The organism is Halotalea alkalilenta, assembly GCF_001648175.1.
Classification (GTDB): Bacteria; Pseudomonadota; Gammaproteobacteria; order Pseudomonadales; family Halomonadaceae; genus Halotalea; species Halotalea alkalilenta_A.
Window position 1 is genome coordinate 2,951,178 of record NZ_CP015243.1, and the last position, 12,796, is coordinate 2,963,973.

General features: G+C 61.3%; 13 protein-coding genes. 2 read left to right on the top strand and 11 right to left on the bottom strand.

The window, feature by feature from the left end; all coding sequences use genetic code 11:
* Positions 1 to 20 precede the first annotated feature (20 nt).
* The 9 genes from A5892_RS13195 to A5892_RS13235 all read right to left on the bottom strand — a co-directional run bounded on the left by A5892_RS13195 (position 21) and on the right by A5892_RS13235 (position 8,796).
* On the bottom strand, positions 21 to 1,529 hold the full coding sequence (locus A5892_RS13195) for a class I adenylate-forming enzyme family protein (protein WP_064123199.1): 1,509 nt from the start codon (positions 1,527 to 1,529) through the stop codon (positions 21 to 23).
* The gene (locus A5892_RS13200) at positions 1,526 to 2,311 is read right to left on the bottom strand and encodes a VOC family protein (protein ID WP_064123200.1); all 786 of its coding nucleotides are present in this window, start codon (positions 2,309 to 2,311) and stop codon (positions 1,526 to 1,528) included. The genes A5892_RS13195 and A5892_RS13200 overlap by 4 nt, the downstream gene beginning before the upstream one ends.
* Positions 2,312 to 2,320: 9 nt before the next feature.
* A complete protein-coding gene (locus tag A5892_RS13205) occupies positions 2,321 to 2,749 on the bottom strand; it encodes a PaaI family thioesterase (RefSeq protein ID WP_064123201.1) in 429 nt (142 codons plus the stop codon).
* Between the two features lie 56 nt (positions 2,750 to 2,805).
* On the bottom strand, positions 2,806 to 3,822 hold the full coding sequence (locus A5892_RS13210) for a zinc-binding dehydrogenase (RefSeq protein WP_064123202.1): 1,017 nt from the start codon (positions 3,820 to 3,822) through the stop codon (positions 2,806 to 2,808).
* Between the two features lie 17 nt (positions 3,823 to 3,839).
* Positions 3,840 to 4,823: an ABC transporter substrate-binding protein gene (locus tag A5892_RS13215; RefSeq protein ID WP_064123203.1), complete on the bottom strand. Its 984-nt coding sequence runs from the start codon at positions 4,821 to 4,823 to the stop codon at positions 3,840 to 3,842.
* Between the two features lie 18 nt (positions 4,824 to 4,841).
* Entirely contained in the window at positions 4,842 to 5,618 is a 777-nt protein-coding gene (locus tag A5892_RS13220; RefSeq protein ID WP_223302666.1) for an ABC transporter permease, read from the bottom strand.
* A complete protein-coding gene (locus A5892_RS13225) occupies positions 5,615 to 6,376 on the bottom strand; it encodes an ABC transporter ATP-binding protein (RefSeq protein WP_064123204.1) in 762 nt (253 codons plus the stop codon). The genes A5892_RS13220 and A5892_RS13225 overlap by 4 nt, the downstream gene beginning before the upstream one ends.
* A complete protein-coding gene (locus A5892_RS13230) occupies positions 6,376 to 7,095 on the bottom strand; it encodes a GntR family transcriptional regulator (RefSeq protein ID WP_064123205.1) in 720 nt (239 codons plus the stop codon). The genes A5892_RS13225 and A5892_RS13230 overlap by 1 nt, the downstream gene beginning before the upstream one ends.
* Positions 7,096 to 7,467: 372 nt before the next feature.
* Positions 7,468 to 8,796, bottom strand: coding sequence for an IS110 family transposase (locus A5892_RS13235; RefSeq protein WP_064122123.1), 1,329 nt, complete (start codon positions 8,794 to 8,796; stop codon positions 7,468 to 7,470).
* Positions 8,797 to 9,383: 587 nt separating this feature from the next.
* Here A5892_RS13235 and A5892_RS19885 point away from each other — a divergent pair.
* Positions 9,384 to 10,849 (top strand): IS1182 family transposase gene (locus tag A5892_RS19885; RefSeq protein ID WP_411431755.1). Its coding sequence is split into 2 segments (ribosomal slippage): positions 9,384 to 9,953 and positions 9,956 to 10,849, totalling 1,464 coding nucleotides; the frame shifts between segments, so codons are not numbered across the junction.
* Between the two features lie 322 nt (positions 10,850 to 11,171).
* Here the strand turns inward: A5892_RS19885 and A5892_RS13250 are convergent.
* The gene (locus A5892_RS13250; RefSeq protein WP_064123208.1) at positions 11,172 to 11,444 is read right to left on the bottom strand and encodes an H-NS family histone-like protein; all 273 of its coding nucleotides are present in this window, start codon (positions 11,442 to 11,444) and stop codon (positions 11,172 to 11,174) included.
* A gap of 89 nt (positions 11,445 to 11,533) precedes the next feature.
* On the bottom strand, positions 11,534 to 11,824 hold the full coding sequence (locus A5892_RS13255; protein ID WP_150123550.1) for a hypothetical protein: 291 nt from the start codon (positions 11,822 to 11,824) through the stop codon (positions 11,534 to 11,536).
* A gap of 202 nt (positions 11,825 to 12,026) precedes the next feature.
* On the opposite strand from A5892_RS13255, the gene A5892_RS13260 reads away from it, so the two are divergent.
* Positions 12,027 to 12,791: a hypothetical protein gene (locus A5892_RS13260; RefSeq protein ID WP_082890456.1), complete on the top strand. Its 765-nt coding sequence runs from the start codon at positions 12,027 to 12,029 to the stop codon at positions 12,789 to 12,791.
* Positions 12,792 to 12,796: the final 5 nt, after the last annotated feature.

A 12,796-nucleotide genomic window follows, 5' to 3' on the forward strand; every position in this document is an offset into this window, starting at 1 on the left:
CTCTTTCCTCACTCTTGCTTTCATAGCTGGTTTTTCCACAGCTGAGCCGCGCGCATACGCAGGGCGTGGCGATCGATCTTGTTGGTCCCGGCCAGTGGCAATGCGTCGAGCATCCAGATCCGGCGCGGATGCTGGTAGGCCGCGGCGTGCTCCAGGCTGAATGCCTTCAACTCCTCCTCGCTCGCAAGCGCCTGGGCGCGCAGCACCACGAAAGCGACCGGCTTGTAGCCCTTGATCTCGTCCTCGACCGGCACTACGCAGGCTTGCTGCACCGCAGGGTGGCCCTCCAGCATCTTCTCGATCTCGCCGGGGTAGATGTTCTCGCCACCGCTGACGAACATGTCATCGCGGCGCCCGACGAAGGTGTAGAAACCTTCGGCGCCGCGATGGAACACGTCTCCGGTGACATAGTAGCCATCCGCGGTGAACGGGCTCGCCAGGTCGGGGCGGTGATGATAACCGGACATCAGCCCTGGGCTTTTCAGCTCGAGCACCCCCTGGTCACTCTCCTTACCCTGCTCGTCGCGCAGGCGCAGGCTGACCTCGGGATGGGCGCAGCCCACCGCCAGCGGCGGGGTCACAAGCCCCGCGGGGTGCGCCGCGAACACCACAGGCCCACCTTCGGTGGTGCCGTAGGCGTTGATCACCCGCGCGTTTGGCAGCAGGCGGTGGATCTGCTCCAGCAGGCTGGCGCTCACTGGGGCCGAGCCCATCCTCACCACCCGTACCGAGGAGAGATCCACGCTCTCCAGAGGCTCGCGCAGGATCATCGCGATCATCGGCGGTACCGCGGTGAGCCAGGTGCAGCGATAGCGCTCTATGGCCTGCAGGTAAGCCTGCGCGGTGAACTGCGCGAGCAGCACCGTGGTCGCCCGGGAGGCAAGACTCAGCAGCGCCAATGCCAAGGCGTTCATGTGGTAGAACGGCGCGGCGATCAACGCCCGCTCATTGGACAGCGATGTCGCCTGCAGGCGGGTGCGCACCACCCACAGGTGGGCTGCGTGGCTGAGCACCACGCCCTTGGGCTTGCCGGTGGAGCCGGAGGTATAGAGGATCATCGCCGGCTCCTCCCCCTGCGGCTGGAACATCTCAAGCGGCCCTGGGTCGAGCAGCTGCGACAGCCGGTCTGGTCCCTCTCCTTCGAGCATCAGGCGATCGACGCCATCGGGTGCCAGGGCCAGTCGCGCCTGGTCACAAAGCAGCAGCCGGGCGCCGCTGTCATTGACCACATACTCGATCAACGCCCTGGGCAGCTTGTAGTTGACCGGCACCGAAACCAGCCCGGCGCGCATGGTGCCGAGTACCACGGCGAGATATTCCACCGAGTTGGACGCCAGGATCGCGATACGCTCGCCCCGCGCATAGCCACGGGCGAGCAACCCGCGGGCGACGGCGTTGGCCAGCTCATCGAGCTGGCCAAAGCTGTAGCGGGACGCCCGCATGGCGCTATCCAGACCGATGAAGGCGAGTTGATCACGGTCGACGCTGGCGTCGAGGACGCCAGCCAAATTGCGGGTGGATGGATTCATTGGACGAACTCGAGCAGAGTGGCAAATGCGGGAATAGAGACGACTACACCCGCCGGCGTGGGGCCATGCGCCAACCCCAGGGCTGAGGCGCGCTGAGCAAGCAGCGACGGGTCGGCGCAGCGCAGGCTGATGGCGGCGAAGCGTTCAGGAGGCTGCACTCCCATCCAGGCGAGCACGCCGAAGCGCGCCACCAGCGCCTGCGCATCGACGATATCGAGCTGGAAGTCGCCATCGAAGCCGCCAAGCCTGGCATAGCGCCGGGCGCTCTCCTCGGGCTCGGCGCTCACCACGGTGAGCCGTGCAATGCCGCTGACGCCGTTGGCATGGCCGAGCCACTCCCGCCGCCAGACCAGTTCAGGAGTCTCGTGGTGGCAAAAGTAAACCCGGCCCGCGGCGAACTCACCGGGAAGGCGAACCGTGGCGAAACGCGCCTCCTGCTCGACGCCATCGACTTCCACCGGACGAGAGAACCGCTGCACCGGCTGGGCCGCAAAGCCCTGGCGCACCAGCCTCTCATGGGTCGCGATGGGATCATCGCAGGCGAGCACCAGGCCATCGATGCCGACCGGGCTTTCCAACACTTCCTGACGCAGCCTGTCGGTACCCGAGGGCAGGCCGATCAGCTCCAGATAGCCTTGCTCGAACACGATCAGATGGTTGATCGACCCCAGCGAATGGTAGCCGCGTGGGGTCAGGGTGAAACCGAGTGCGGCGAAAAGCTCGGCGGCGGCATCGGTGTCGAAGCGGGTATTGATCACCAGGTGATCGAGTTCGGCGCTCATCGTTGAGCCCTAGGCCTTCGCCGGGGCGGAATCGGGCGTGGAATACACTCCGCGGCCGCTCGCCACCAGGCGCCCTTCGCTATCGAAGACCTGCGCCTCGGCTACCGATACCTGCCTGCCGAACTTGATCACCCTACCGGTCGCACGCAGGTCGCCCTTCGCCGGACGATGGTAGTCCACGCGCAGATCGATGGTGGGCACTCCCCTACCGGTCTTGGAGACCAAGGCCCAGTCGGCGGTCAAATCCACCAGCGCGGCGAGGATCCCCCCGTGGGTATAGCCGCCCTCGAGGTTGACGACCCATTCTTCGCGCCATTTGGCGCTCAGTTCGATACTGCCCTCGCCAACGGACACCACCTGCAGCCCGAGCCATTGATGGTAAGGGCCCTTGAGCAGCCTGGCCTGGATATCGGCGGGGGTTGGAATTGCTTCGGTCATTGTCGATCTCGCCTAGTGAGTCATGGATGAGCTGATGGAAAGCGTCATGTGCCCACTCAGGGCGCCACGATCACCTTGCCCAGCACCTCGCGGTCACGGATCAGCGCCAGGCCCTCGGCCGCCTGCGCCAACGGCAGCACGCGGTCGATCGCCGGGTCCACCTTGCCGGTGGCGATGAGTTCGAGCAGCGCGACCAGGTCCTCCTCATAGAAGCTGTTGGAGCCTTTGATATTGAGCTCGAAGCTCCAGACGTAGCGCAGATCCTCGGCCGGGGCGTAGCCCGCCGTGGCACCGCAGACCAGCAGGGTGCCGCCGCGCTTGAGACACTTCAGAGACGGCACCCAGGTGTCACCGCCGGTGAAGTTGATCACCACGTCGACGCCGCCCTCGAAAGTGCGCCGCTGAGGCTTGCCATACTGGCCGATCGCCCATTTCGAGAAGTCGGTGGTCCGGTAGTTGACCACCTGGTCGGCCCCCAGCGCCTTAAGCTGCTCGCCCTTCCTCTCGCTGCCGGCGCAGGCGATCACCTCGGCACCGAGCAGCTTCGCCAGGATCACGCAGGCAGTACCCACCCCGCCGCTGGCACCGAGGATCAGCACGCGATCGCCCGCCTTCACCGTGGCATGGGTGATCAGCATCCTGTGCGCGGTACCATAGGCCACCGGCAAGGCTGCCGCCTGCTCGAAGCTCACCGCATCGGGCAGCCGGATCAGCTGCCGAGCATCGACCAGCGCATACTCCGCCATGCCGCCATCGGTCATCTCCCCCATCAGTCCGACACCGGGCTTGAGCGGGTTGACCAACACCCGATCACCCACCTGCCAACCCTCGACACCTGCTCCCACCTCGCTCACCGTGCCGGCCAGGTCGAGACCGATCACCACCGGCAACGGCACCTTGATGCCGGGCATCCCATTGACCGTGAACACATCGTGATAGTTGAACGACGAGGCACCGACGCGAACGACGACATGTCCTTCGCCAGCCGCCGGCACCGGCTTGTCGGTGACCACGTGCAGGCGGTCCAGGTCGCCATGCTCATCGAGCACCAGCGCTTTCATGGTTTTACTCACGTCTCTCGTCTCCTCGGTCATCGCAGCTGCTCGGCTTGAGCATAGGGTTGGGTGGCGAACAGGCTGTCGTCGAGCTCACCCCTGATCAGGCCGCTGTCGGCGAACACCTGATGCTGGCGCTTGAGCGTCTCGATATCCTCCGGCTCGAAGGCCACTCGGTTCATCGCATTCCACTGGCCGACATAGACCCGCGCGTCATGCTCCGGCAGATTGGCACTGCTTTGCAGGATCGAGACCACCTCGTCGGGATGCGCCTCGCCCCATGCCAGGGTGTCACGCAGCGCCGCGATCACTCGTGCGACGGTCTCGGGGTGCTCATCGACCAGTCCAGCGTTGACCGCGCCAACGCCGATGTAGGGCACGGAATCGGAATCGGTCAGCTTGCGCCACTCCTCGGCGAAGCTGCCGAGCCGCTTGACCTTCAATTCATCACCGAGCTGGGCGATGGTCACCGAGCGCAGCGCGGCACCGTCCACCTGCTTCTGGACCAGGAACTGGGCCAGGCGCGATTCGTTGCCGCCGACCAGCGAGAAATCATTGCTGCCGATGCCGTAATTGCCCGCGAGCACGGCGCTTGCGATCACCGCGACCGATGAACCGGCAGGCGACATCCCGATCTTCTTGCCGCGCAGCTCGTCCAGCGACTCGATCGACGAGTCCTCCGGCACCACGAACTGAACGTCGGCGGGCTGGGTGGCGGCGAAGATCTTGACCGGCACGCCTTCGGCCGCGGTACTGAACACGCCGGCCAACGGCGCACCAAAGGCAAGGTCGATCGAACCGGCGGCGAGCGCGCGCATCGGTGCGTTGACATCGGGGAAGTGAACGAACTCGGCATCGATCCCGCGTTCGGCGAGGAAATCCTTGGACTCCAGCACCGAGCCATAGCCGAGACTGACGCCGCTGGTCCAATAGCCGATGCGGACTTTCTCCGCGGCTTGGACCGAAAAGCTCAACAGGGGGGTCACTGCCAGGACAGCGACGGCAAGCACCTTACGCATGGGACGACTCCTTGACGATCAGCGACTAGGGGTTTTCCAACGAAATAACCAGCGTTCCAGCGGTTTGAGCACTCCCGCCTCGAGCAGCAGCATCAGCGCGACCAATAGCAGCGTCCATGCGAACACCTGATCGCTCTGGACCAGGTCGGCGGCTTGGCGAAGTCGATAGCCGATACCGTCGGACGCGCCCAGGGTTTCAGCCACCAGCGACACGCGCCAGCCAAAACCGAACGCGAGACGCGCACCGGAGAAGAAGTACGGCAGGATGCTCGGCAGCGAGATCTTCACCAGGATCTGCCAGCGCGACATGCGAAACGAACGCGCCAGATCGATGAACTGGCGCTCCACGGTCTGTGCGCCCTGCCAGACGTTGGTGAGGATCAACGGCATCGCGGTCATGAACACCACGAAGATCGTGGTCGCGTCCGAAATACCGAACCAGATGATCGCGAAGATCGCCCAGATCGCTGAGGACACGGTGTTGAGCACGGCGAGGATCGGCTCGAAGAAGCGAGCCAGCGCCCGGCTCGATCCCAGCGCGAGGCCGAGCGGCGTACCGATCAGCGTAGCCAGGACGAAGCCGCTGAACACCCGGCCCATGGTAGCGCCCAGGTCATGCAGGAAGGTGGCACTGTGCACCAGGCCATTGAACGCATAGAAGACCCGCTCGGGCCCCGGCAGCACGAAGGAAGGAAGCCGCCCGGCGGCATACCACCACAGCAGCAGGAAAACGGCGATCAATACGCCACGCTGCAGCAGCAAGCTGAGGATGCGTTTGCTGGTTTCCATCGTCATAGCGCCATCCGTAGTTGCCGGACCTGCTCACTCACCGCCAAGTCCGTCGGGATGCGCGGACGCGCCAAGTCGAGCGGTTTGATCGCGCGAATGCGACCAGGACGCGGCTCCAGCACCACCACGCGATCCGCCAGCACCACCGCCTCTTCCACATCATGGGTGACGAACACCACGGTGATGTTCTTGAGTCGCTGCAAGCGCAACAGCTCCTGATGCATTTGCGCTCGCGTCTGCGGGTCCAGCTTGGAGAAGGGCTCGTCCATCAGCAGGATCTGTGGCTCCACCACCAGACTGCGTGCCAACGCCACCCGGCTGCGCATGCCGCCGGAGAGCTGATGCGGCCAGGCGCGTGCGAAGCCCTCGAGCTCGACCAGACGCAGCGCCTCCTCGGCCTTGATGATGCGCTCGGCTCGACGCGAGCGCTGTGCCTCGAGACCGAACGCCACGTTGGCCCGGATGCTGCGCCAGGGCAGCAGGCGGTCTTCCTGGAACATGTAGGCGATCTGCCGCCAGTCGCGAAAGCTGCTCGCCGGCTGGCCATCGATACGCAGCTCACCGCGGTCGGCCGGCAGCAGCCCTGAGACGATATTGAGCAAGGTGCTCTTGCCACAGCCGGAGGTACCGAGCAGAGCGACGATCTCTCCTTTGGCGACATCCAGCGAAATGCCGCGCAGCGCCTCCAGGCCATCGAAGTGCTTACCGATATCCTTCAAAGAGAGCGCAGGCACGGCGACCGCCAGCGAAGACGGAGCATTCATCACGACAACCTCGCCATCAGCAACGGCAGCGAGACACCTGACTCGCTCAAACTGGCGTACACCTTCTCCAAGGTCATCGCCTGGAAGGTCTCGATATGCCGGCGCGCGATCAGCTCGGCACGCTTCCCATCCCGCTCCTCGAAGGCTTTGATCATCGCATTGTGGTCGTGCTTGATCTCAGGCTTGGTGCCCTGCACGTTGAAGCCCAGCGCCACCAGCCGGGTCATCTCATCCATCAGTCCCGAGAGGGTACGCAGCAGCCGCTCATTACCGGCCGCCCGGGCGATCTCGAGATGGAAAGCCTTGTTGGCATCCATGAACACATCGATCTGCTCGGGCAGCGGCGCGGGATGCATGACCCGGCACGCAGCCTCCAGGACCCGCAGCCGCTCGATGTCCACCCGCTCCACCGCCAGTCTCGCCGCCAATGGCTCCAACTGCGCGCGCAGGGCGAACACCTCTTCGACGTCCTTGACCGTGACGGGCGCGACCTGGTAGCCCTTGCGCGGCAGCGATGCGAGCAAGTGCTCATGACACAGACGCGTCAGTGCGATACGACAGCTACTCTTTCCGATCCCATAGACATCCATCAATTCGGGCTCGGTGTGCCTCGATCCAGGCAGCAGCCGACAACTGAGGATATCTCGACGAATGCGCCTGTACGCGGCATCACCTTGAGAGCTGGGAATAGCTGTAAGCGAAGGGTCTGCGTCGGGCATTGGGAAGGCCTTGGTGGATGTGTGAGCAGCTCACAATGAGCGTCTACTGATCTCAACCGGCTCTTCAAGCTAACGGAGACATGCAGCGAATCGAACAAATATTTACTAATAATAATATTCGATAAATCTTATTATTGAGCAGCTCACCCTAGGCTGCTCAATCGCTGTTCCCACCTTGTGCGAGCACGTCCCGACGACAGCGTGGTTCGATGAACTTCCGCGCATCCCGGGAGGGTAGAGAGATCGCACGGCGACGGTGAGGCCGTGGTTCGAGACGCTCGCTCCTTTCCATGAACCCCCTCCGAGTTCTCCTCGACAGGGGGATGATCAGGGGGGAGATTGGGCGGTCGTCATATCGTTCTTCCTCAACTTTCAGGCAGAAGCATTTTGAGCTTCAGTCTGGATAGGCGTCACGGAGAACCCGAGCTGCTTGGCGAGTCGACGCATGGAACGTTGTTTGGTTTCCAGCGCCTGTGCCTCGTAGTACTGGAGTCCGTGTTCGACATAGTCCAATCCTTTGACCATGACGCGCCAGAACAGCGCCGCGAGTTTGCGCGCCAGGGCGATATTGGCGATCAATCCACCTCGGCGACCCGCCATCCGACGGTAAAAACCGCCCAGCGCAATGTGTTTGCTGCGAGCGAGGCTGCGGGCCATGACGCAAAACAGGCGCCCAGCACGATTACGCCTGCGCTTGGCCGAGCGTTGGCGCTTACCGCTCTGATGACTCCCGGGGGCCAGCCCGGCCCAAGCGGTGAAGTGTTTCTCGGTCGGCCACTGGGTCAGGTCGGTTCCCACTTCACCTATGAGTTGCAGGACGCTGTAGTCCGTATGGGCGGGAAGCACGGTGAGATCATTGCCTCCACACAGAGCCACCAGCATCGGATGCAGGTCATCGATCTGGGGTGCATTGGCACCGCCTCGCTTGTGCGCCTTGGACGGCGGCGACGTCGGAGGATCGACGTCGATCGAACGGAGCACCGCTTCGATCTGTTGGTCGCAAGCCCTGATCAAACGCTGGTAGTGCTCCCAGCTTTCCAGCGCCTGGCGCAACGCGAACAGATGCTCCTCGGCCCAGGTCCCTTGCAGAGAGGCTTTGATCCGTTCGGCCTTCTGCTGGCGGATCTGCACGTCGCACAAAGCCAGCAGTCGCTCAGGATCGCGTTCACCCTCGAGCATCGACCGGATCACCGCCATGCCGCTGCGGCCCACCAGGTTGCTGATGACATCGTGCAATTTGATGTTCATCCGCTCCAAGGCCTTCTGCAGATGCTGCACATGCCCTGCGGCCAGCGTGATGTGGTCCTGGCGCAGTCGCAGGTAATCCTGCAAGCGCCGGATCTCGGCTGGGGGCACGAAGCCTGCCCGCAAGAGTCCGTGCGCGTGCAACGTCGCTCCCCACTGGCAATCCTTCATATCCGTCTTGCGACCCGGCAGATTGCGGGTGTGCTTACCGTTGACCATCAGCACCTGTAGTTTCGCGGCTTCCAGCACGCTGTACAGGGGCAGCCAGTAGATCCCCGTGGCCTCCATGGCCACCGACTTCACCTTCTGCGACAACAGCCAGTCGCGTAGCTCATGCAGCTGTGCCGTGAACGTGCCGAATACCTTCGGCTCCCCCCCGGCAATCGACACATGCATCTGCTCGCTGCCGACATCCACGAAGGCTGCCAATGGATCCAATACCGGTAAGTGGGCCATCTTATAGCTCCTGGGAACGGGTCGATGGAGAAGGGGTTACCGCAAGCCCGGTCGTGTTCTGGGAAGACAAATCTTTCCAACGGGAAGCCAGGCTCACCATAATGCGCAGCAGCCCACGACCAGAGCCATTCTCACCACCGGGCACCCGGCACCAAAAGACATGCGGCCACGCTGCTTGCGGCAACACAGCCATGCTACTCGGGTTCAAGGTCCATGCGCAGTGCCATCGCGATGGCACAGGAGGCTCACCACGAACGGAGTTTTCCGGACCCGGGCTCGGCGCCATACCTGACCCGTTCGTCCCGAGCGGCGTTCCTACGCGCCAAGGCGCCGATTCGACGCAACGGTTAGGAACGCCAGTCGAGGAATCGCGCGGCGGCGGTGAGGCCGTGGTTCGAGACGAGATGTTTCCGAGCACCCTGAACAAGTACCGCGAGTCGAAGGGGCCTCGCCAGCCATCCGAAACCTTGGCCGATGAAACGGAAAACCCAGCCGCTAAGGGCTGGGTTCCAGACTGCTGACAAAGTCCTGGCCTCACCGCCAGGGCTTTGTTTTGATGAAGGCATTCCCTTTGCGAGTATGCCGCCGTGCTGCGAGAGCCCTCTCCTCATCAACATCAGCTCGAAATGGTCACGCTTGAAGAGCTGGTGCCGTCTGATCACCTGCTGCGTCACATCGACGCCACCCTCGATTTCTCCTTCATCCGCGACAAGGTCCGCCATCTCTACTGCGCCGATAATGGCCGCCCCGCGCTCGATCCCGTCATGCTGTTCAAGGCCTTGTTCATCGGCTACTTGTTCGGGGTGCGCAGCGAACGCCAATTGATGCGTGAGATCCAGGTCAACGTCGCCTATCGCTGGTTTCTCGGTCTCAGCCTGACCGACAAGGTGCCGGATGCCTCGACGATCAGCCAGAACCGACGACGACGCTTCAGCGATAACACCATCCATCAGGAGATTTTCGACACCGTGGTCGAACAGGCCATCGTGCAAGGATTGGTGGGCGGTGAAGTGCTCTATACCGACAGCACGCACCTCAAGGCGAACGCCAACAAGACGCGCTTCGTATGCGAGCAGGTTCAGCGGAGCACCGCCGGCTATCTCGATGCCCTGGATGCCGCCGTCGAGGAGGATCGTGCCAAGCACGGAAAAAAGCACTGACGCCACGTGCCGCAGTCACCGAGACGGTCGAGAAGAAGATCAGCACTACCGACCCCGACAGTGGCTACATGGTGCGAGATGGCAAACCCACCGGCTTTTTCTACCTCGATCACCGTACCGTCGATGGCCGATACGCGATCATCACCGATACCTACGTGACTCCTGCCAACGTGGCGGATAGCGCGCCTTATCTCGCGCGGCTCGACCACCAATGCCAACGTTTCGATCTAGCGCCGCTCGCGGTGGGATTAGACGCTGGGTATTTCACTGCCGCCCTTTGCCAAGGCATCGAAGAACGCGATCTCTATGGCGTCATCGGTTACCGCCGTCCTAATAAACGTGAGGGCTATCTGCCCAAGCGGGCCTTCGTTTACGAGGCCGAGCAGGATGCCTATCTCTGTCCAGAGCGACACGGGCTGATCTACGCCACTACCGACCGCCATGGTTATCGGCACTACCGCAGTGACCCTGCCATTTGTCGGCACTGCCCACGACTGACTTCCTGCACGAGAAGCGCCAATCACACCAAGCTGGTGACCCGGCACGTCTGGGAGGACGCCAAGGAGCGTATCGAGAGCCACCGGTTGAGCGACTATGGGCGAGGGCTCTACAAGCGACGAAAGGAGACGGTGGAGCGAAGCTTCGCCGATGCCAAACAGCTACACGGCCATCGCTACGCTCGGATGCGGGGACTGGCTCGGGTGAGAGAGCAGTGTCTGCTCGCCGCAGCCTGCCAAAACCTGAAGAAGATGGCCTTGGCGCGGATGCGCCGGCTATTTTCATCCATTTTTGGGGCATGGAGCGTTGTTCAACGGCGCTGTGAGGCGTTGATGAGCGCCATGACCGTCATCTACCGATTCCCTGGGTATCTGCACGCAAAGTGGGTGGTTTGAACTGAAATGACGAACCCTGCCTGTAAAGGCAGGGTTCGTCAGCAGTCTGGAACCCAGCCGCTAAGGGCTGGGTTCTGAATAGGGTGCGGGGCTAAGCGGCAAAATCCTTGCACGGTCTGGCTCACACGATGGTCGAGCCAGAATCTAGCTCCTCCATCCTTAGAGTTACTCCTCGAGTAGCCCCGCTCGAAAACAATAACCTGCCCAGGCGCACACCATTAATAACATTTGATCACTTAGAGAAAAATAACACCCACCCCTGGCGCATCAACGCTCAGCGCAACTACCGCCGCCTCGCGCCCCATCCGCCAGCGCAAGTTGGCTATAACGAACTCTTGCGAGGACGACCTGGCCGCCGTTTGGCTGGCTTCAACTCCTCAGGGGAAATACCCAGCGCCTCCAACTGAGCCCGAATAGCGGCCAGCTGCTTTTTCTTCTCATCCACGGCGGCATCCAACGCATGCTGCTCTTCAGCCTTTTCTTGGCGAATTTCGTCGAAGATCGTGGCCAGCTTCTCAAGCTCAGCGAGCGACAGCTGGCGCAGCGCGCCGCGCGCCACGTTCTTGTTGCCCGCCAGCCTTTCCAATACAGACATATCACCTCCTGCATCAACTTGAACTTGATAAGCTCAATATAGGCCGTGCGTACCGAGTGCGCATTGTGGATCAGCAAAGAATGCCAGTGTCACGATTCCACGGCCTTGCGATCAGACACGAAAGTGCATGATGGAGCGATGGATTCCAGCGCATCGTTCACATCCCCCATCCCCGTCCAAAGGGTAAACGCAACCGTTGCCGTTCTCCAGAAATCGGAAGCGGCCCTTTGGTAGATTTCCTGGTAATCCTCACTCAAACATTGCACTACCTGCTGTGCGCTTTGCTGCGTAAGCCCCATTTCCTCGATATTATTCTCTACCGTTTGCTGAAGAGGGCCGATGATAAAAAATGATACGAGCGCAAAAATGAAACCTTCCATATGGATCACCAGATAATCATTAGATCCACATGATGACACAAAGACTTACCGTTTTGATTATCGAAAAATTAGTCCCAACGACTGCATTGGCCGGACAGACCACCATCACCACCGGTATCTCCTTTAGTTGCCGACTCGCCAAACCGACCGACTGCGTACCCGCATCGGTGAGATTGGGTGAACCAACGAACGAGCGCAATTCATGGAACCTTCCTACGCTATGGACATCTACCGTGGGAAAGCTAAAGACCAAGGACGGAACATGATCACCTGGATCAATGAAAACTCAGGCGCACTGCTGGTAATCAACGGCATTGCCACCCTGTGCGTATGGTTGTTCTATGCACAGCTTCTCTATCAGAACTTTGCCCGACAGCGACGTCCAAGAATATTGATCAATCGAAGTAAATCGCGAAACCTGGATTCAGTATGCCTCTTGAGCAACATGAGCTCTGAGAAGATCTTCATCGAATACATTCTGGTCACCCTGCATTCCGAAAAAGGCTGTGTCACCGCGGATATTGCGGAATTCGAGCTTCCGAGCGAAAAAAAGAACGATTTGTCGCTCGAAAACGAAACCCGTCAAGGCCCTCTGGAGAGTGGTCAAACGAAAAGGATAGGCACTTACAGAGAGCTTTACGAGCGGGTATTGAGAGAAAACGACAGCATCATATCCACTTACAAAGACGAGCAAAATCTGCTATTCGATAAAATCGAAATACGCGTCATCGCGATATACAGCAGCGAGGACCGGCCGGTAGGCGCCCAGCGCGTCTTCATCCTGCCCAACGAAGAAGGCGGCGAACTGCTGCCAGTGTCTTTCGATACGAAGAGATTCTCGAGCCCGTGGGAGCGACTGACGGTGAAGAAATGGATACGATCGGTTGCCCATCGGGAAAGGCGAAAGTCACGTCAAAGAAACGGCTCATCCCGGCTGGAATTGAAAGAGCACATCGATAAACCCTGAACCCA